The following is a 20525-nucleotide window of genomic DNA, read 5'->3' as shown; positions in this document are numbered from 1 at the left end:
CCGCCTTCGGTCCGGTCGGGGACTGGGAAGGCAGGCGCCGTCAGTGTTCCGTACGCCTTTGTACGGGACGTTCCATGAGCCGGTTACGGCTTTTTGACGAACCGTCAGACCATCAGGGAACGGTCCGTCGGACGGATCGGGGCCGGCAGTTCGCTGGCACCGGTCAGGAAGCGGTCGACGCCGCGGGCGGCCGAGCGGCCCTCCGCGATCGCCCACACGATGAGGGACTGGCCGCGGCCCGCGTCACCGGCGACGTACACGCCGGGGACGTTGGTCTGGAAGTCGGCGTCACGGGCGATGTTGCCGCGCTCGTCGAGCTCCAGGCCGAACTGCTCGACCAGACCGTTCTCCCGGTCGGTGCCGGTGAAGCCCATCGCGAGAGTGACCAGCTGGGCGGGGATCTTGCGCTCCGTGCCCGGCTTCGAGGTCAGCTTGCCGTCGATGAACTCGACCTCGCTGAGGTGCAGCCACTGGACGTTGCCGTCCTCGTCGCCCTCGAAGTGGGTGGTGGAGACGGAGTAGACCCGCTCGCCGCCCTCCTCGTGCGCGGACGTGACCTTGTACAGCATCGGGAAGGTCGGCCACGGCTGGTTCGGCGCCCGGTCCTCGCCGGGGCGGGGCATGATCTCCAGCTGCGTGACGGAGGCCGCGCCCTGGCGGTGGGCGGTGCCCACGCAGTCGGCGCCGGTGTCGCCACCGCCGATGACCACGACGTGCTTGCCCTCGGCGGTGATGGGGGGCGCCACGAAGTCGCCCTCCTGCACCTTGTTGGCCAGCGGCAGGTACTCCATCGCCTGGTGGACGCCCTTGAGCTCGCGGCCGGGGACCGGGAGGTCACGGGCGGCCGTCGCACCGGCGGCGATGACGACGGCGTCGTACCGCTTGCGCAGGTCGGTCGCCTTGAGGTCGCGGCCGATCTCGATACCGGTACGGAAGCGGGTGCCCTCCGCGCGCATCTGCTCGATACGGCGGTTGATGTGCCGCTTCTCCATCTTGAACTCGGGGATGCCGTAGCGCAGCAGGCCGCCGACGCGGTCGGCGCGCTCGTAGACGGCGACGGTGTGGCCGGCCCGCGTGAGCTGCTGGGCGGCGGCCAGGCCCGCCGGGCCCGAGCCGATGACCGCGACGGTCTTGCCCGACAGACGCTCCGGGGCCTGCGGCTCGACGTCACCGCTGTCCCACGCCTTGTCGATGATCGAGACCTCGACGTTCTTGATGGTCACGGCCGGCTGGTTGATGCCGAGCACACACGCCGACTCGCAGGGGGCCGGGCAGAGGCGACCGGTGAACTCCGGGAAGTTGTTGGTCGCGTGCAGACGCTCGCTCGCGGCCGCCCAGTCCTCGCGGTAGGCGTAGTCGTTCCACTCGGGGATGAGGTTCCCCAGCGGACAGCCGTTGTGACAGAACGGGATACCGCAGTCCATGCAGCGGCTGGCCTGCTTGCTGATGATCGGCAGCAGGGAGCCGGCGACGTAGACCTCGTTCCAGTCCTTCAGACGTACGTCGACGGGGCGGGACTTGGCGACCTCACGGCCGTGGTTCAGGAAGCCCTTCGGGTCAGCCATTGATCGCCGCCTCCATCATCTTCTCGGTGATCTCGGTCTCGGAGAGACCGGCCTGCTCGGCGGCGGCCTTGGCGGCGAGCACTGCCTTGTACGTGCTGGGGATGATCTTGCTGAAGCGCTCCACGGACGTCTCCCAGTCCACGAGCAGCTTCTCGGCGACCGTCGAGCCCGTCTCCTCGGCGTGGCGGCGCACCACGTCGTGCAGCCACTGCTTGTCGGCCTCGTCCAGCGCCTCCACGGCGCTCACGTTGCCGACGTTGACGTTGTCGCGGTCCAGGTCGATGACGTACGCGACGCCACCGGACATACCGGCCGCGAAGTTACGGCCCGTCTCGCCCAGGACCACCGCGTGACCGCCGGTCATGTACTCGCAGCCGTGGTCGCCCACGCCCTCCGAGACCACCAGCGCACCGGAGTTGCGGACGCAGAAGCGCTCACCGGTACGACCGCGCAGGAACAGCTCGCCGCCGGTCGCGCCGTAGGCGATCGTGTTGCCCGCGATCGTCGAGAACTCGGCGAGGTGGTCGGCGCCCCGGTCCGGGCGTACGACGACCCGGCCGCCGGAGAGGCCCTTGCCTACGTAGTCGTTGGCGTCGCCCTCCAGGCGCAGCGTGACACCGCGCGGCAGGAAGGCACCGAAGGACTGGCCCGCGGACCCGGTGAAGGTGATGTCGATGGTGTCCTCGGGCAGGCCCGCACCGCCGAACTTCTTCGTCACCTCGTGGCCGAGCATGGTGCCGACCGTGCGGTTGATGTTGCGGATCGCGACCTGGGCGCGCACCGGCTGTGCGTCGGTGGCGCTGGACGCGGCCAGGGCGTCGGCGGCGAGCTTGATGAGCTCGTTGTCGAGCGCCTTCTCCAGGCCGTGGTCCTGCTCGATCACCTGGTGCAGAGCGGAGCCCTCGGGCAGCTCGGGCACGTAGAAGAGCGGAGCCAGGTCGAGGCCCTGCGCCTTCCAGTGGTTGACCGCGCGGGTCACGTCGAGGGTCTCGGCGTGACCGACGGCCTCCTCGATGGTGCGGAAGCCCAGCTCGGCGAGGATCTCGCGGACCTCTTCGGCGATGAACTGGAAGAAGTTCACGACGTACTCGGCCTTGCCCGTGAACCGGTCGCGGAGCGTCGGGTTCTGGGTGGCGATGCCGACCGGGCAGGTGTCCAGGTGGCAGACACGCATCATGACGCAGCCGGAGACGACGAGCGGCGCGGTCGCGAAACCGAACTCCTCGGCGCCGAGCAGCGCGGCGATGACGACGTCACGGCCGGTCTTGAGCTGACCGTCGGTCTGGACGACGATGCGGTCGCGCAGGCCGTTGAGCAGCAGGGTCTGCTGGGTCTCGGCGAGGCCCAGCTCCCAGGGACCACCGGCGTGCTTGAGGGACGTCAGCGGCGACGCGCCCGTACCGCCGTCGTGGCCCGAGATGAGGACGACGTCCGCGTGCGCCTTGGAGACACCCGCGGCGACCGTGCCGACACCGACCTCGGAGACCAGCTTCACGTGAATCCGCGCCTGCGGGTTCGCATTCTTCAGGTCGTGGATCAGCTGGGCCAGGTCCTCGATGGAGTAGATGTCGTGGTGCGGCGGCGGGGAGATGAGGCCCACGCCCGGCGTCGAGTGACGCGTCTTGGCGACCCACGGGTAGACCTTGTGGCCGGGCAGCTGACCGCCCTCACCGGGCTTGGCGCCCTGGGCCATCTTGATCTGGATGTCGTCCGCGTTGACCAGGTACTCGGAGGTCACACCGAAGCGGCCGGAGGCGACCTGCTTGATGCTGGACCGCCGCGCCGGGTCGTACAGCCGGTCCGCGTCCTCGCCGCCCTCACCGGTGTTGGACTTGCCGCCCAGCTGGTTCATGGCGATGGCGAGGGTCTCGTGCGCCTCCTTGGAGATGGAGCCGTACGACATGGCGCCGGTGGAGAAGCGCTTGACGATCTCGGAGACCGGCTCGACCTCGTCGACGGAGATCGACGGGCGGTCCGACTTGAAGCCGAAGAGTCCACGGAGCGTCATCAGCCGCTCGGACTGCTCGTTCACGCGGTCCGTGTACTTCTTGAAGATGTCGTAGCGGTTGGTGCGCGTCGAGTGCTGGAGGCGGAAGACCGTCTCCGGGTCGAACAGGTGCGGCTCGCCCTCGCGGCGCCACTGGTACTCGCCGCCTATGTCCAGGGCGCGGTGGGCCGGCGCGATGCCGGACGCCGGGTACGCCTTGGCGTGCCGGGCGGCGACCTCCTTGGCGATGACGTCGATGCCGACGCCGCCGATCTTGGTGGCCGTGCCGTTGAAGTACTTCTCGACGAAGGCGGTGTCGAGACCGACGGCCTCGAAGACCTGGGCGCCGCGGTAGGAGGCGACGGTCGAGATGCCCATCTTGGACATGACCTTCAGAACGCCCTTGCCCAGCGCGTAGATCAGGTTGCGGATGGCCTGCTCGGGCTCGATGCCGGAGAGGAAGGTCCCGGCGCGGACGAGGTCCTCGACGGACTCCATCGCCAGGTACGGGTTCACGGCCGCGGCGCCGAAGCCGATCAGCAGGGCGACGTGGTGAACCTCGCGGACGTCACCGGCCTCGACCAGCAGGCCCACCTCGGTGCGCTGCTTGGTGCGGATGAGGTGGTGGTGGACGGCCGCGGTGAGCAGCAGCGACGGGATCGGCGCGTGCTCGGCGTCGGAGTGGCGGTCCGACAGGACGATCAGCCGGGCGCCGTTGTCGATGGCGGCGTCGGCCTCGGCGCAGATCTCGTCGATGCGCGCGGCGAGGGAGTCACCGCCGCCGGAGACCCGGTAGAGGCCGGAGAGCGTCGCGGCCTTCATGCCGGGCATGTCGCCGTCGGCGTTGATGTGTATGAGCTTGGCCAGCTCGTCGTTGTCGATGACCGGGAAGGGCAGGGTGACGGTCCGGCAGGACGCGGCGGTCGGCTCCAGCAGGTTGCCCTGCGGGCCCAGCGAGGAACGCAGCGAGGTGACGAGCTCCTCGCGGATCGCGTCCAGCGGCGGGTTGGTGACCTGCGCGAACAGCTGGGTGAAGTAGTCGAAGAGGAGACGCGGGCGCTCGCTCAGCGCGGCGATCGGCGAGTCCGTACCCATCGAACCGAGCGGCTCGCCGGCGGTCTTGGCCATCGGCGCGAGGATGATCCGCAGCTCTTCCTCGGTGTAACCGAAGGTCTGCTGGCGCCGGGTGACCGAGGCGTGGGTGTGCACGATGTGCTCGCGCTCGGGCAGGTCGGAGAGCTCGATCTCGCCGGCCTCCAGCCACTCCGCGTAGGGGGCCTCGGCGGCGAGCTGCGCCTTGATCTCGTCGTCCTCGATGATGCGGTGCTCGGCGGTGTCGACGAGGAACATCCTGCCGGGCTGCAGGCGGCCCTTGCGGACGACCTTGGCGGGGTCGATGTCGAGGACGCCGACCTCGGAGCCGAGGACGACGAGGCCGTCGTCGGTGACCCAGTAGCGGCCGGGGCGCAGACCGTTGCGGTCGAGCACCGCGCCGACCTGGACGCCGTCGGTGAAGGTGACACAGGCCGGGCCGTCCCAGGGCTCCATCATCGTGGCGTGGAACTGGTAGAAGGCGCGCCGGGCCGGGTCCATGGAGTCGTGGTTCTCCCACGCCTCCGGGATCATCATCAGCACGGAGTGCGGCAGCGAACGCCCACCGAGGTGGAGCAGTTCGAGCACCTCGTCGAAGGACGCCGAGTCGGAGGCGTCCGGCGTACACACCGGGAAGACGCGCTCGAGGGCCTTGTCGTCGTTGCCGAACAGGTCGGAGACGAGCTGCGACTCGCGGGCGACCATCCAGTTGCGGTTGCCCTTGACGGTGTTGATCTCACCGTTGTGCGCGACGAAGCGGTAGGGGTGCGCGAGCGGCCACGACGGGAAGGTGTTCGTGGAGAAGCGCGAGTGGACGAGGGCGACGGCCGAGGCGAAGCGGCGGTCGGACAGGTCCGGGAAGAAGGGCTCGAGCTGGCCGGTGGTCAGCATGCCCTTGTAGACGATCGTGCGCGCGGAGAGCGACGGGAAGTAGACGTCGACCTCGCGTTCGGCGCGCTTGCGCAGCACGAACGCCTTGCGGTCGAGGTCGATGCCGGCACTGGTGCCGTCGGCGACGAAAAGCTCACGGAAGACGGGCATCGTCGAACGCGCGGTGGCGCCGAGGAGTCCGGGCGCGACCGGAACCTCACGCCAGCCGAGGACGGTGAGGCCCTCTTCGGCGGCGATGGTCCCGATCTGCGAGATGGCGTCCTCGGTGCCGTCCTCCGGGAGGAAGGCGATACCGACGGCGTACGCACCGGCCTCGGGCAGCTCGAACTCGGCCACCTCGCGGAAGAACGCGTCCGGGACCTGGGTCAGGATGCCCGCGCCGTCACCCGAGTCGGGCTCGGAGCCGGTGGCACCGCGGTGCTCCAGGTTGCGCAGAACGGTCAGCGCCTGCTCGACCAGCGCATGGCTCGCCTCGCCGGTGAGGGTGGCCACGAATCCGACGCCACAGGCGTCCTTTTCGTTGCGGGGGTCGTACATACCCTGCGCAGCAGGGCGAGCATCCATGAAGGACCACTTCTGGCCATTCGCGGAGTGCTGGGACGGCTGGCGCGGCGTACGCATCGGCTCTCCCGTCGTCGTCTCAAGTGGCATATCTGCGTGCCGAGGGACGACGTTGGCCCTCTGCGTGTGCGCAAAATTTCGTGCAGGTTACATGATGGAGCGGATCTCGGGAACCGGATACCCCGTTCCAACATGCGGACGCCACGAGGCCGCGAAGCGGGTGTCGCGGACGTGGCTTGAAGTATGTGGGACCGAACAGGACAGATCGGTGTCCATCGGCCCAGGGGCGGGGGGAGCGCCGTCGCCCACCTCGCGGGTGCGCGGCAGGCGTCATTGCCCACAGCGCTTACGGCTCATGCCCAGTGGTTAAGCATTCGAAACCAGTGAGTAACGGCTACTTATGCGGCCCAACGCATAAGTTCCAGTCGACCTATCCTACGGCCGTTCCGAACAAACTGCCCAGGGCGTACGTCACACCGGCCGCGGCACCACCGAGCGCGAGCTGCCGCAGTCCGCTGAACCACCAGCTCCGCGCGGTCACCTTGGCCACAACGGCACCGCAGGCGAAGAGCCCGACCAGCGCGAGCAGCAGGGCGGGCCACAGCGTGGTGGCACCCAGCAGATAGGGCAGCACCGGGAGCAGGGCCCCCAGCGCGAACGCACCGAACGACGACACGGCGGCCACGAGCGGCGACGGCAGATCCCCGGGATCGATCCCGAGCTCCTCGCGCGCGTGTATCTCCAGGGCCTGCTCGGGATCCCGCGACAGCTGCCTGGCCACCTCGCGGGAGAGCCAGGGCTCGACGCCCCGAGCCTGATAGAGAGCCGCGAGCTCGGCCTCTTCGTCCTGCGGATGCTTGCGGAGCTCCCGCCGCTCGACATCCAGCTCGGCCTCGACGAGCTCGCGCTGCGAGGCGACGGAGGTGTACTCACCGGCGGCCATGGAGAAGGCGCCGGCGGCGAGCCCGGCAAGGCCCGTCAGCACAATGGCCTGCTGTCCGACGGCCCCACCGGCGACACCGGTCATGAGGGCGAGGTTCGAGACGAGTCCGTCCATCGCCCCGAAGACGGCGGGCCGCAGCCACCCCCCGTTCACATCCCGGTGCGTGTGGTTGTCACGGTGCGCCTCGTGCAGTGGCGCCTCGGTCTCGATGATGGCCATGCGGGATCCCCCAGGAAGCTGAGCCAAAGCTAGGTTTGGACTGATTCTAATTATTGACAACCAGACTCTATGCGCTGAAATTCCTGCCCGCCAGCAAGGAAAGGCTGAGCTAACCTGCGGTTTTACCGTCGAATGCGCATACGATCGGAAGCCCGCTCAGATGTCGACCGGGTGACGCTGGGTCCCCTGATGCTCTGGTGACGTGTGCCGGTGGGACACATCCGCAAAGGCCCCGCGCCCTGTGCGGAGCCTCCGTAGGAGAGGCCGCGTATGGCATCCATCGCCTGCATTCCCTCGGTCCCGGCGCCCGGGGACGCCGCCGGACTCCGCGAGCGGGCACGCGGCGCACTGCTGGGCCTGGCCGTGGGCGACGCCCTGGGCGCCCCGGCGGAGAACATGAAGCCCTCGGAGATCCGGGCCCGCTGGGGCCGCATCACGGGATACGTGGCCAAGACCCCGGCGGGCACGGACGACACGGAGTACGCGATCTTCTCGGGGCTGCTCCTGTGCCGCCACGGCTCGGCGCTGACGCCGTCCCATGTGGAGGCGGCGTGGCACGAGTGGATCGCGGACCGGGACGAGGGCCCGTTCCGGGGCGCCGGCTTCAGCGAACGCGGCACCCTGGAGAACCTCCGCAGAGGGCTGGCGGCGCCCATCTCGGCCCAGCACCGCCACGCCTGGAGCGACGGCCTGGCCATGCGGGCGGCCCCCTTCGGCGTCTTCGCGGCGGGGCGCCCGGCGGAGGCGGCGCGGCTGGTGGCGATCGACGGCTCGGTGAGCCACGACGGCGAGGGCATCTACGGCGGCCAGGCGGTCGCGGCGGGCGTGGCGGCGGCGATGGCGGGCGCCCCCACGATCGCGGTGGTGGCTTCGGCGCTGGCGGTGGTCCCGGACGACTCCTGGACGGCGAGGTCGTTGCGCCGTGCGGTGGCGGTGGCCCACCGAGGCGAACGCGCGGTCCGCTCAGCCGTGGTGATCGGCGGCTACCCCTGGACCGACCTGGCCCCCGAGGCGGTCGCCCTGGCCTTCGGCGCGTACGCGGCAGCCGACGGCGACTTCGTGGACGCGGTCCTGACCGCCGTGAACATGGGCAGGGACGCGGACACGACGGCAGCGGTGGCCGGTGCCCTGGCCGGCGCGACGAAGGGCGCGTCCTCGATCCCGGCGGACTGGGCAGCGGCGATCGGCCCGGCGAGGGGCAGCTGCCTCCCGGCGATGGCGGGCCATCACGTACTGGACGTGGCGGACCGCCTGACGGAGGCGGTACGAGGAGCAGCTCCCGCACCCGAGACCCCCTGGCCACCCCCGGACCCGACGGCGTTCACGCTGGCGGCGGACGAAGAGCCGGGGGCGACCCGATGAGCGCACGCCTTTCAGCCTGTCCGGCGTCTGAGGACGAGGCCCCTTCAGGCCCGATGGGGGTCCAGGGGGCGATGCCCCCTGGGGGCGGGGTCGAAGGGGCGGCGGCCCCTGGAGGACGGGAACGGGTAGGGGCGGCGGGGGCGACCGCATCCGTCACCGGCCCCGCCACGGGCCCCCGGCGTATCGAAGGCCTCCTCCTCGGACTCGCCGCGGGCGACGCCGCCGGCTGGCCCGCAGCCCGCCACCGCGCCGCCCGCATGCCCGACTGGACCCGCCGCCTGACCCGCGAACTCGACACCTTCGCCGAACAGAACGCGACGACGACCCTCCCCGTCCCCATCGCCCTGAACCAACCCCCGGAGCCCCTCCGCCTGGGCCCCTCGGACGACGCGGAATGGGCGGCCTTCGCCGCGGAGGCCCTCCTCCGGGCCGGCGACGACACCGCCCTCGGCGACCTCAGCCGAGAACGCCGCGCCAGAGCCGCGATCGACCTCACCTGGAACGCCCTCGCCAGCGAGGTCGCCGCCGCGGCGGACCGCGCCCCCGAGATCGAATCCGCCGTACTCCCCCTACGCGCCCGCATCTCGGTGAGAGCGGGCCTCGGCAACCTCGCCACCGGCCTGCGCCCGCCCGCCACCGGCCACGACAACCCCCACTACTTCGACGACGCGGCCTGCATCCGCGCCTGCGTCCTCGCCTCGGCCCACCCCGGCAACCCCCGACTCGCCGCGGACCTGGCCGAGTTCGACGCCCGATACACCCAGGACGGCGACGGCGTGCACGGCGCCAGAGCCATGGCCGCGGCCCTCTCCCTCGCCCTCACCGGCGCCGACATCCACACCTGCACCACAGCCGCCCTCACCGAACTCCCCGCAGAGACCGAGATCGGCCGCAACGCCCGCCACGCCCTGAAGCTGGCCCAGGACGCCGAGAACGCCTTCGCCCTGATCCCCCTCCTGGAACACCAGATCGTCGACCACGTCTACAGCTACGGCGTCGCCGCGGCGGAAACGGTCCCGGTAGCCCTGGCCCTGGCCACGGCGGCGAACGGCCGGATCGCAGAAGCCGTACCGGCGGCGGCCTGTCTCTCCCGGGTCGCCGACTCGGCCCCCGCCCTGACCGGCGCTCTCACCGGCGCGCTGGGCGGCGGACAGGCGATCCCCGCCACCTGGCGGGACGCCTGCCGCACCCTCTCGGGCTGTGCCCTCCCCCGGCTCACCGGCACCGACCTCGTAGAACTCGCCGAACTCCTGGAAGCCACACAACCGGCCACACCGGGAGGATGATTCGGGCATGACGCCCAAAGAATCAGAAACCAGCCTCGAGGACCGGATCACCGGCGCCCTCGTGGGCGCGGCCGTCGGCGACGCCCTGGGCGGCCCGGTGGAGGGCTACTCCCCCGACCAGATCCTCGAACGTCACGCCGGCCGCGTCCACGGCGTCGTCGGCCCCTGGAACGGCGACGACTGGCGCACCGCCCGCCCCATCGCCCCGTACCACAAGGGCGACGGCCACGTCACCGACGACACCTTGATGACGCACGCCCTGGTCAGGGTCTACGCCGAGGTCCGCGACCACCTGGACGCGTACGCGATCGCGGACCACCTGGTCCCGGACCTCATGACGACGCCGCGCTGGATCCCGGAGCTCGAACAGGAGGCTCTCCCCCTCCACCGCGTCTTCCTGGCGGAGAAGTGGCTGGTGACCCGCCTCCACTACGGCCACGTCGACCCCCGCGAGGCAGGCGTGGGCAACATCGTCAACTGCGGCGCCGCGATGTACATGGCCCCGGTCGGCCTGGTCAACGCGGCCGACCCACGGGCCGCCTACGCCGAGGCCCTGGACATCGCGGGCGCCCACCAGTCGTCGTACGGCCGTGAGGCTGCGGGAGTCTTCGCGGCGGCGGTGGCGGCGGCCTGCGCCCCGAACGCGACCCCCGAGTCGGTCGTGACCACCTGTCTGTCCCTGGCGAAGGACGGCACCCGGACGGCGATCCTGAAGGTCTGCGAGGCAGCCCAGGACCACACGGACTTCGAGTCGGCCCTGAAGCCGCTCAGGGAGGCGATCGCACCGTACGACACGGTGGGCCCCGACTACCGCGCCCCCTCCCTCGGCGCCCGCCGCCCCTCCCGCCTGCACGCGATCGAGGAACTCCCCGTCGCGCTCGGCATGTTGCTGGTGGCCGGCGGCGACTACCGCCACGCGGTCCTGGGCGCGGTGAACTACGGCCGTGACTGCGACTCGACCGCGACGATGGCGGGCGCGATCGCGGGCGCCCTCGGCTCATCGCCCCCGGACGACTGGGCGAAGCAGGTCGCGGAGGCCAGCCGCCTGGACCTCTGGGACCCGGCGACCACGCTCACCGAGGTGACCCGGGAGATCTTCGAACGGGACGTACGCCGCCGCCGCGCCCACGAGTCCGCCTTCACCGAGATCGAAGGCCCGAGATGCTCCGACTGACCTGGGTCCAACCCGAAGACCTCCTGGGCCACGAACTCCGCCAGGCAGCGCTGGACGGCCGCGAGGCCTCGGTGATCGCGGCGAGATGGAAGGCGGCGGGCGGCAAGGAGGCCCCCCTCAGCGCAGGCGCCTCCCCGGAACCCCCGTCCAGGTATCTCCGGCAGCTGGCCAAGGACCTGCTGGACGAACTGGCGGATCTGCCGAGCAGGCTGGAGGACCACGAACCGACGGACCTGGCAGGGATCAGACGGCTGTGCCCCGACTGGCCGTCCGGCACCGCCGCCGTACCCCTCGTTCCCTGCTCCCGCTTCGAAGCCGCCTGGCTGGGCCGAGCCGTCGGCTGCCTTCTGGGCAAGCCCGTCGAGAAGCTCCCCCTGGACGCCATCCGTGACCTGGCCAGGTCCACCGGCAACTGGCCCCTGAACACCTACTTCACTGCCCGAGGAGTCCCGTCCGACCTCCTGCGGACCCACCCCTGGAACCGCCGCTCGGCCCCCACCTCCCTCGCCGAGAACATCGACGGCATGCCCGAGGACGACGACCTCAACTACCCCCTCCTCAACCTCCTCCTGCTCCGACGCCACGGCAGGGACTTCACCCCCACGGACGTGGCCGGCCTCTGGCTGGACGAACTCCCCGCCGGCCGCACCTTCACCGCCGAACGCATCGCCTACCGCAACCTCCTCCTCGGCCTGAACCCCCCGCACACGGCCCGCCACCGCAACCCCTTCCGCGAATGGATCGGCGCCCTGATCCGAGCCGACGTCCACGGCTGGACCAACCCCGGCGACCCGGCATCCGCGGCGGAACAGGCCCATCGGGACGCCACCCTCACCCACACCGCCAACGGCGTCTACGCGGCGATGTTCACGGCGGCCACGATCGCCACCGCGACCACCGGCACCCACGACATCCACGCCTGCCTGCGCACCGGCCTGACCGTGGTCCCCGCTGCCTCCCGCCTCTCCCGGGCCGTCCACCACGCGATCCGGCTGGCCCGGCACACCGACGACTTCGACGAGGTCGTGGACGAACTCCACGCCACCTACGCCGACACCCACCACTGGGTCCACGCCATCCCCAACACCGCCCTCATCGCCGCCGCCCTCACCCACGCCGACGGCGACTTCACCGGCTCCATCTGCCGGGCGGTGAGCGGCGGCTGGGACACCGACTCCAACGGCGCCACCGCGGGCAGCATCGCGGGCCTCCTCACCGGCACCCCCGAGCGACTCCCCGACCGCTGGACCACCCCCCTCAAGAACCGCCTCGCCACCTCCGTCGCCGACTTCGACGGCACCGGCTTCGACGCCCTCGCCCACCTCACCCGCCTGGAGGCTTCCCGCCCATGACGCACATCGCCGTACTCGGCAGCACGAACATGGACCTCGTCGCCTACGTCGCCAAGGCCCCGCAGCGCGGAGAGACCGTGACGGGACGGGAGTTCCGCACGATCCCCGGCGGCAAGGGCGCCAACCAGGCGATCGCCGCGGCCCGCGCGGGCGCCACCGTCTCGATGATCGGCGCGGTCGGCAACGACGCGCACGGCACCCAGCTGCGCTCCACCCTCGAACACTCCGGCGTCGACACCGACCACCTCCGCACCGTCGAGGGCCCGTCCGGCACCGCCCACATCGTCGTCGACGACGAGGGCGGCAACGCGATCGTCGTGATCCCCGCCGCGAACGGCACGGTCGACCACCTCGCCCCCGGCGACGACGGCCTCATCGCCAGCGCCGACGCCCTGCTCCTCCAACTGGAGATCCCCCTGGCCGCGGCCATCGCCGGTGCCGAGGCGGCCCGCGCCCACCGTGTCCGCACCATCCTGACCCCGGCTCCCGCCCAGCCCCTGCCCATCGAACTCCTGGCCGCCACCGACCTGTTGATCCCCAACGAGCACGAGGCGTCCACCCTCACCGGCCGCACCGACCCGCACGCCGCGGCGATCGCCCTCCTCGACGAGGTGCCGGAGGTGGTCGTCACCCTGGGCTCCGCGGGCAGCCTCTACGTGTCCCGCTACGCCGAGCCCTTCACCGTCCCCGCCCCCCAGGTCACCGCCGTGGACTCGACCGGCGCGGGCGACACCTTCGTCGGCGCCCTCGCGGTGGCACTCGGCGAGGGCCGGCCCATGCGCGAGGCCCTGAAGTGGGCGGCCGCGGCGGCGGCCATCTCGGTCCAGCGGGCGGGCGCCTCGGCGTCGATGCCGTACCGCCCCGAGATCGACAAGCAGTGCACGGCATGAAGGTCCCGCACGGCACCGCCCCCCTCAGCGGCCTCCGCGTCCTCGACCTCGCCACCCTCTTCGCCGGCCCCGTCGCCGCCACGATGCTCGGCGACTTCGGCGCGGAGGTCATCAAGGTCGAGCACCCGTCCAAGCCCGACCCCTCCCGTGGCCACGGCCCGTCGAAGGACGGCATCGGCCTGTGGTGGAAACTCCTCGGCCGCAACAAGCGCACGATCACCCTGGACCTCTCCAGGCCGGGCGGCCGGGCCACCCTCCTGCGCCTGGCCGCGACCGCGGACGTCGTCATCGAGAACTTCCGCCCCGGCACCCTGGAGAAGTGGGACCTGGGCTGGGACGAACTCTCCGCGGCCAACCCCCGTCTGATCCTCACCCGCGTGACCGCCTTCGGTCAGTTCGGCCCCTACGCCCACCGCCCCGGCTTCGGCACCCTCGCCGAGGCGATGAGCGGCTTCGCCGCGATCACCGGCGAACCGGACGCACCCCCGACGCTCCCGCCCTTCGGCCTCGCCGACTCCATCGCGGGCCTGGCGACGGCGTACGCGGTGATGACGGCGCTCGCCGCCCGCGACCGCACGGGCGAGGGCCAGGTCGTGGACATGGCGATCATCGAGCCGATCCTCATGGCCCTGGGCCCGCAGCCGACCTGGTACGACCAGCTGGGCTACGTCCAGGAACGCTCCGGCAACCGCTCCGCCAACAACGCCCCGCGCAACACCTACCGCACCGCGGACGGCAGCTGGGTCGCCGTCTCCACCTCGGCCCAGTCGGTCGCGGAACGCGTGCTGCGTCTGGTGGGCCGCGAGGACCTGACCGCCGAGCCGTGGTTCGCCACGGGCGCCGACCGGGCCCGCCACGCCGATGTCCTCGACGAGGCGGTCGGCACCTGGATCGCCGAGCGCACCCGCACGGAGGTCCTGGCCGCCTTCGAGAAGGCGGAGGCCGCGGTGGCCCCGATCCAGGACGTCCGGGACGTGATGACGGACCCCCAGTACGCGGCCCTGGACACCATCACCACGGTCGCCGACCCCGACCTGGGCCCCCTCCGTATGCAGAACGTCCTCTTCCGCCTCTCCGACACCCCCGGCGCGATCCGCTGGACGGGCCGCCCGCACGGCGCGGACACCAAGGAGGTCCTGGCGGAACTGGGCCTGACGGAGAGCGAGTTGGCGAGGCTGCGTGAGGAGGGCGCGGTATGACACCACTCACCTGGCTGTATGTCCCGGGCGACCGCCCCCCGGTGGTGGCGAAGGCCCTGACGGCCGGCGCCGACGTCGTGGTGATCGACCTCGAGGACGCGGTCGCCCCCGACCGCAAGGCCTACGCACGTGACGCCACCGCGGAACTCCTCGCCGAGCCGCAGCCACAGCCCGTCCACGTCCGGGTCAACGCCCTGGACGGTCCCCTCGCGGCCGCCGACCTGACAGCCCTGGCCGCCCTCCCCGGCCTGACCGGCCTGCGTCTCCCCAAGGTGACCTCCCCGGAGCAGATCACCCGCATCGCCGCACACACGGCCCCCACCACCGGAGCCGCCCTCGCCCTGTACGCCCTCCTCGAGACAGCCCTCGGTGTGGAGCGCGCCTACGAGATCGCCGCCGCCCACCCGTCCCTGCGCGGCATCGCCCTGGGCGAGACGGACCTACGGGCCGACCTGGGCGTACGCGACGACCCGGGCCTCGACTGGTCCCGCTCCCGAGTGATCGTGGCGGCCAGAGCGGCGTCCCTCCCTCCCCCACCCCAGTCGGTCCACCCCGACATCCGCGACCTGGAGGGCCTGGCAGCCTCCTGCGCCCACGGCCGCACCCTGGGCTTCCTGGGCCGGGCCGCCATCCACCCCCGCCAGCTCCCGGTGATCGAACAGGCCTACCTCCCCACGGCATGGGAGATCGAACAGGCGGAAACGATCGTGAAGGCGGCAGCGGTGGAACGGGGCGCCCAGGCACTGCCCGACGGCCGGTTCATCGACGCGGCGGTGGTGGCAACGGCACAACGCACCCTGTCCCTGGCCCACCGGATCTGATCCCGTACGACGATGAGGGGCGCCCCCGGATCCAGGGGCGCCCCTCATCGTCGTACGACAGATTCTCAGGTCTTCTTCGCGGACTCCGCCTCGTCCTTGACGTCGTCCTTGGCGTCGTCGTCCGCCGCTTCCGCGGAGTCGGCGTCCTCGGCCTTCTCCTCAGCCGCGGTCTCTCCGTCGGAACCGTCGACCTCGGGCTCCACGATCTCTTCGCGTCCCGGCCGCTTCTTCGCCGACACCACGATGTAGACCACCGCGAGCAGGAACACGACCAGCGCGGTCCAGTTGTTCAGGCGCAGGCCCAGGATGTGGTGGGCGTCGTCGACGCGGAGGTACTCGATCCAGAACCGGCCCACACAGTACGAGGCGACGTACAGCGCGAACGCCCGCCCGTGACCGAGCTTGAAGCGGCGGTCGGCCCAGATGACGAGGACGGCGACGCCGATGCACCACAGGGACTCGTACAGGAAGGTCGGGTGGTAGTAGCCCGGCACCCGGCCGTCCGTCGAGGACGTGATGTGCAGGGCCCACGGAAGGTCCGTCTCCCGCCCGTACAGCTCCTGGTTGAACCAGTTGCCCCAGCGGCCGATCGCCTGGGCGAGGGCGATGCCGGGGGCGATGGCGTCGGCGTAGGCGGGCAGCGGGATGCCTCGGCGGCGGCAGCCGATCCAGGCGCCCAGGGCACCGAGCGCGATCGCGCCCCAGATGCCGAGACCGCCCTCCCAGATCTTGAAGGCGTCCACCCAGTCGCGGCCCTCGCTGAAGTACAGCTCGTAGTCCGTGATCACGTGGTAGAGCCGGCCGCCGAGCAGACCGAACGGCACGGCCCAGACGGAGATGTCGGCCACCGTGCCGACCCGTCCGCCCCGGGCGATCCAGCGCTTGTTGCCGAGCCAGACTGCGACGAAGACACCGATGATGATGCAGAACGCGTAGCCGCGCAGCGGAATGGGGCCGAGGTGGTAAACCCCGTGCGACGGGCTGGGAATGTAGGCAAGTTCCATGGCAGGTCCGACGCTACCGTGCCGGGCGCCGCCCACGGCAGGCAGCCCGGCTACGGGTCCATAACGGGAGGGTCGGAAACTCTTACCCCTTGTTCGCCTCCAGCACCTGCTGCTTCAGCTTCGCCGGGGTCATGGTCTGGTCCTGATAGATGTTCTTGCCGTCGAGGAGGACGGTCGGGGTGCCGGAGAATCCGCCGTTGCTGAAGGCCGCCGCGGACTTCTCGACCCAGCTGTCGTGGGTGCCGTCCTCGACACAGGTACGGAACGTGGTCGTGTCCAGGCCGTCGACCTTCTTCGCCAGCTCGATGAGCTTGCTGTCCTCGGCGAAGGCGTCGTCGGTCTCCTGCGGCTGGTTCTCGTACAGCACGTCGTGGTACGCGGTGAACTTGCCCGCGTCCTGGGCGCAGGCCGCCGCGTTGGCCGCCTTGCGGGAGCCGGAGCCGCCCATGTTGCCGTCGATGATCGTCGCGAGGTGGTACTGCACCTTCAGCCGGCCGGAGTCCGTCAGCTCATGGATCGTCGAGCGGTAGGCGTCCTCGAAGGACTTGCAGGCCGGGCAGCGGAAGTCCTCCCAGATCGTGAGCGTGGACTTGGCGCTCGCCTTTCCGACCGGGATGGCGAGGTTGTCGTCGCCGTTGGCCCCCGAGGGCGCCACGACCGGGCCGTCCGCGGAGTCGCCGGTGTCGTCCTTGCCCGCGTTGGCGGCGACCACTCCGATCACCGCCGCGAGGCCCAGGACACAGACGACGCTCGCACCCACGATCAGCGTCCGCCGTCGCTTCTCCGCGGTCTTCTGCTTCTCTCGCTCGACCGCCAGCCGCTCGCGGGCGGTGCGCTTTCCCTCACGGTTCTTCTCGCTCACACCCGCAGAACGAACCGGGGAGGCGCACCGCGCCTCCCCGGTCCCAGGTCCACCCGTTCGAGTGACCCGTACGAAATGTCCCGCCTGGCTACGGGATGTCACGCCTGCTTGCGCACGCCCTTCGCCAGCTCACCGGCGAGCTCGCGGACGGCCTCGACCCCCGCCTTGTCGTCCGGCGCGTCCAGCATCCGCTTCACGAAGGCCGAACCGACGATCACGCCGTCCGCGAAGCCGGCCACCTCGGCGGCCTGCGCGGCGTCGGAGACCCCGAGCCCGACGCAGACGGCCAGGCCGCTGCCGGTGGCACGGGTGCGCTCGACCAGCTCCTGCGCCTGTGCGCCCACCGACGCACGGGTGCCGGTGACGCCCATGAGCGAGGCGGCGTACACGAACCCGCTGCCCGCCGCGGTGATCTCGGCGAGCCGCGCGTCCTTGCTGCTGGGCGCGACCACGAAGACCGTGGCCAGCCCGTGCTTCTCCGCGTGCTCCCTCCACAGCGCCGACTCCTGCACGGGCAGGTCGGGCAGGATGCACCCGGCCCCACCCGCCTCGGCGAGCTCGGCGGTGAAGCGCTCGACGCCGTAGCGGTCGATCGGGTTCCAGTACGTCATCACGAGCACCGGCTTCCCGGTCGCCTCGTACGCCTCACGCACCGTCCGCATGACGTCGGCGATCTTGACACCGCCGCGCAGGGCGATGTCGTCGGCGGTCTGGATGACCGGGCCGTCGAGGACGGGGTCGCTGTGCGGCAGACCCACCTCGACGACATCGGCACCGCCGTCGAAGACGGCCTTGATCGCCTCGATGCCGCCGTCCACGGTCGGGAACCCGGCCGGGAGATAGGCGATGAGCGCGGAGCGGCCCTCGGCCCTGGCACCGGCGAGGGTGTCCGTCAACAGCTGGATGTTCCCGCTCACTTGGCGTCCCCCTCGATCTCGGCGAGGTCGGCGGCGTCGGCCTCGACCTCGGCGTCGGTGTCGTACAGGCCGAAGTAGCGCGCGGCCGTGTCCATGTCCTTGTCGCCCCGCCCGGACAGGTTGACGATCATCAGCCCGTCCTTGCCCAGCTCCTTGCCGACCTCCAGCGCACCGGCCAGCGCGTGGGCGCTCTCGATGGCCGGGATGATGCCCTCGGTGCGCGAGAGCAGGCGCAGGGCCTGCATGGCCGCGTCGTCGGTGACCGCGCGGTACTCGCCGCGGCCGCTGTCCTTGAGGTAGGAGTGCTCGGGGCCGATGCCCGGGTAGTCCAGACCGGCCGAGATCGAGTACGGCTCGGTGATCTGGCCCTCCTCGTCCTGAAGGACGTAGGAGCGGGAGCCGTGCAGGATGCCGGGCTCCCCCGCGGTCAGGGTCGCCGCGTGCTCACCGGTCTCGACCCCGTGCCCCGCGGGCTCGCAGCCGATGAGGCGTACGTCCGCGTCCGGGATGAAGGCGTGGAAGAGACCGATGGCGTTGGAGCCGCCGCCGACGCAGGCCACGGCCGCGTCGGGGAGCCGGCCGGCCCGCTCCAGGATCTGCCGGCGGGCCTCGACACCGATGACACGGTGGAAGTCACGGACCATGGCCGGGAAGGGGTGCGGTCCCGCGACCGTGCCGAAGAGGTAGTGCGTGCGGTCGACGTTGGCGACCCAGTCGCGGAACGCCTCGTTGATCGCGTCCTTGAGGGTGCGCGATCCCGACTTCACGGCGATGACCTCGGCGCCGAGCATGCGCATCCGGGCCACGTTGAGGGCCTGGCGCTGGGTGTCGATCTCACCCATGTAGATCGTGCACTCGAGGCCGAACAGCGCGCAGGCCGTCGCCGTCGCCACGCCGTGCTGACCGGCGCCGGTCTCGGCGATGACACGGGTCTTGCCCATGCGCTTGGTGAGCAGGGCCTGGCCGAGCACGTTGTTGATCTTGTGCGAGCCGGTGTGGTTGAGGTCTTCCCGCTTCAGGAAGATCCGTGCGCCACCCGCTTCCGCGGCGAAACGGGGGACCTCGGTGAGCGACGACGGGCGACCCGTGTAGTTGAGCAGCAGGTCGTCGAGCTCGCGGGCGAACTCGGGGTCGTGCTTGGCCTTGTCGTACTCGACGGCGACCTCGTCCACGGCGGCGACGAGGGCCTCCGGGATGAACTTGCCACCGAACGCGCCGAAGTAGCCTTCGGCGCTGGGGACTTGACCCTCGGGGTCGGGGATGAAGAACTCGCTGGGCATGCGGAAACCTCACGGTGAGTGGTGTGTGAACAGCACTGATCGCCGTGGGGGCAGGGATGGTCAGTTGACTGCGGGACCGTTGTGGCTGGTCGCGCAGTTCCCCGCGCCCCTGACGGGGCGCTGCCATCGCATGCCGTTCACCTGCCCGGGTTCGTCCCCGATGACGTAGCGCACACGCCTGCCGTGCACCCTGCGTGCGGGCGCGCGGCAGCCACGGGGGCGGCAGCCGCGCGCGAGGCGGGCGTACCTGTCCGTGGGTGTCATGGTGAGCGTCATCGGGGCAAGCCTATCGAAAGATCAACTACGCCCGTGCCGCAGGGCCGGGTGCTCGCCCGCCGCGACCAGGTCGGAGACCGCGGACTTCGGGTCCTTGCCGGTGACCAGGGACTCGCCGACCAGGACCGCGTCGGCACCGGCGTTGGCGTAGGCGATGAGGTCGTGGGGGCCGCGGACACCGGACTCGGCGATCTTGACGATGTGGTCCGGGATCTCGGGGGCGACGCGCTCGAAGGTGCCGCGGTCGACCTCGAGGGTCTTGAGGTTGCGGGCGTTGACGCCGATGACCTTGGCGCCGGCGTCCACCGCGCGCTCGACCTCGTCCTCGTCGTGGACCTCGACGATCGGGGTGAGTCCGATGGACACCGCGCGCTCGATGAGGGATTCCAGGGCGGGCTGGTCGAGGGCCGCCACGATCAGCAGGGCGAGGTCGGCGCCGTACGCGCGGGCCTCCCACAGCTGGTACGACGTGACGATGAAGTCCTTGCGCAGGACCGGGATGTCCACGCGCGCGCGGACGGCCTCCAGGTCGGCCAGCGAGCCGCCGAAGCGGCGCTGTTCGGTGAGGACGGAGATGACGGCCGCGCCGCCCGCCTCGTAGTCCGCGGCCAGCCCGGCCGGGTCGGCGATCGCGGCCAGCGCGCCCTTGGAGGGGCTGGAGCGCTTGACCTCGCAGATGACCTTGACGCCGTCGCCGCGCAGTGCGGCCACGCCGTCCTTGGCCGCGGGAGCCTTCGCCGCGCGCTCCTTGAGCTCGTCGAGGCTGACGCGCGCCTGCCGCTCCGCGAGGTCGGCACGGACTCCGTCGATGATCTCGTCGAGCACACTCACGCGAGCGGCCCCC

At 71.2% G+C, this 20525-nt stretch carries 15 protein-coding genes and 1 pseudogene; 7 read left to right on the top strand and 9 right to left on the bottom strand.

Annotation, left to right across the window (positions count from 1 at the left end; genetic code table 11):
* Positions 1-104: 104 nt before the first annotated feature.
* The 3 genes from ACWD3I_RS33915 to ACWD3I_RS33905 form a co-directional block, all read right to left on the bottom strand.
* Positions 105-1565, bottom strand: coding sequence for a glutamate synthase subunit beta (locus tag ACWD3I_RS33915; RefSeq protein WP_266893731.1), 1461 nt, complete (start codon positions 1563-1565; stop codon positions 105-107).
* Positions 1558-6156, bottom strand: coding sequence for a glutamate synthase large subunit (gene gltB, locus ACWD3I_RS33910; RefSeq protein WP_365396000.1), 4599 nt, complete (start codon positions 6154-6156; stop codon positions 1558-1560). The genes ACWD3I_RS33915 and gltB overlap by 8 nt, the downstream gene beginning before the upstream one ends.
* A 370-nt stretch (positions 6157-6526) precedes the next feature.
* Positions 6527-7258 carry a VIT1/CCC1 transporter family protein gene (locus ACWD3I_RS33905; protein ID WP_365396003.1) on the bottom strand — a complete coding sequence of 244 codons (732 nt, stop codon included), beginning with the start codon at positions 7256-7258 and terminating at the stop codon, positions 6527-6529.
* 270 nt (positions 7259-7528) lie between these two features.
* Between ACWD3I_RS33905 and ACWD3I_RS33900 the strand changes: the two are divergent.
* From ACWD3I_RS33900 to ACWD3I_RS33870, 7 genes and pseudogenes are all read left to right on the top strand, one after another.
* Positions 7529-8530 (top strand): annotated as a pseudogene (locus ACWD3I_RS33900) (ADP-ribosylglycohydrolase family protein); the annotation flags it as partial.
* Complete coding sequence (locus ACWD3I_RS33895) at positions 8428-9906, top strand: ADP-ribosylglycohydrolase family protein (protein WP_451084255.1); 1479 nt, start codon at positions 8428-8430, stop codon at positions 9904-9906. The pseudogene ACWD3I_RS33900 and the gene ACWD3I_RS33895, both read left to right, overlap by 103 nt.
* Positions 9907-9913: 7 nt before the next feature.
* The gene (locus tag ACWD3I_RS33890; protein WP_365396010.1) at positions 9914-11080 is read left to right on the top strand and encodes an ADP-ribosylglycohydrolase family protein; all 1167 of its coding nucleotides are present in this window, start codon (positions 9914-9916) and stop codon (positions 11078-11080) included.
* Positions 11068-12432 carry an ADP-ribosylglycohydrolase family protein gene (locus tag ACWD3I_RS33885; protein ID WP_365396012.1) on the top strand — a complete coding sequence of 455 codons (1365 nt, stop codon included), beginning with the start codon at positions 11068-11070 and terminating at the stop codon, positions 12430-12432. The genes ACWD3I_RS33890 and ACWD3I_RS33885 overlap by 13 nt, the downstream gene beginning before the upstream one ends.
* Positions 12429-13322: a ribokinase gene (rbsK, locus tag ACWD3I_RS33880; protein WP_365396015.1), complete on the top strand. Its 894-nt coding sequence runs from the start codon at positions 12429-12431 to the stop codon at positions 13320-13322. The genes ACWD3I_RS33885 and rbsK overlap by 4 nt, the downstream gene beginning before the upstream one ends.
* Complete coding sequence (locus tag ACWD3I_RS33875) at positions 13319-14521, top strand: CaiB/BaiF CoA transferase family protein (RefSeq protein WP_365396018.1); 1203 nt, start codon at positions 13319-13321, stop codon at positions 14519-14521. Before rbsK ends, ACWD3I_RS33875 begins: the two co-directional genes overlap by 4 nt.
* The gene (locus ACWD3I_RS33870) at positions 14518-15342 is read left to right on the top strand and encodes an HpcH/HpaI aldolase/citrate lyase family protein (protein WP_365396021.1); all 825 of its coding nucleotides are present in this window, start codon (positions 14518-14520) and stop codon (positions 15340-15342) included. The genes ACWD3I_RS33875 and ACWD3I_RS33870 overlap by 4 nt, the downstream gene beginning before the upstream one ends.
* Positions 15343-15407: 65 nt before the next feature.
* On the opposite strand, the gene lgt is transcribed toward ACWD3I_RS33870, so the two are convergent.
* The 6 genes from lgt to trpC form a co-directional block, all read right to left on the bottom strand.
* Positions 15408-16346, bottom strand: coding sequence for a prolipoprotein diacylglyceryl transferase (gene lgt, locus ACWD3I_RS33865; RefSeq protein WP_365396023.1), 939 nt, complete (start codon positions 16344-16346; stop codon positions 15408-15410).
* A gap of 82 nt (positions 16347-16428) precedes the next feature.
* A complete protein-coding gene (locus ACWD3I_RS33860) occupies positions 16429-17208 on the bottom strand; it encodes a DsbA family protein (protein ID WP_365396026.1) in 780 nt (259 codons plus the stop codon).
* Between the two features lie 98 nt (positions 17209-17306).
* Positions 17307-18125 carry a tryptophan synthase subunit alpha gene (trpA, locus tag ACWD3I_RS33855; protein WP_365396029.1) on the bottom strand — a complete coding sequence of 273 codons (819 nt, stop codon included), beginning with the start codon at positions 18123-18125 and terminating at the stop codon, positions 17307-17309.
* Positions 18122-19405, bottom strand: a complete 1284-nt coding sequence (trpB, locus tag ACWD3I_RS33850; RefSeq protein WP_365396032.1) for a tryptophan synthase subunit beta — start codon at positions 19403-19405, stop codon at positions 18122-18124. Before trpB ends, trpA begins: the two co-directional genes overlap by 4 nt.
* 60 nt (positions 19406-19465) lie before the next feature.
* Complete coding sequence (gene trpM / locus ACWD3I_RS33845) at positions 19466-19681, bottom strand: tryptophan biosynthesis modulator TrpM (RefSeq protein ID WP_365396035.1); 216 nt, start codon at positions 19679-19681, stop codon at positions 19466-19468.
* A 21-nt stretch (positions 19682-19702) separates the two neighbouring features.
* The gene (gene trpC, locus ACWD3I_RS33840) at positions 19703-20512 is read right to left on the bottom strand and encodes an indole-3-glycerol phosphate synthase TrpC (RefSeq protein ID WP_266828420.1); all 810 of its coding nucleotides are present in this window, start codon (positions 20510-20512) and stop codon (positions 19703-19705) included.
* Between the last annotated feature and the right edge of the window lie 13 nt (positions 20513-20525).

The sequence above is a fragment of the Streptomyces sp. NPDC002817 genome, from assembly GCF_053592055.1.
The sequence above is the reverse complement of the archived record's forward strand: the minus strand, read 5'-3'. Positions and strand labels throughout refer to the sequence as shown.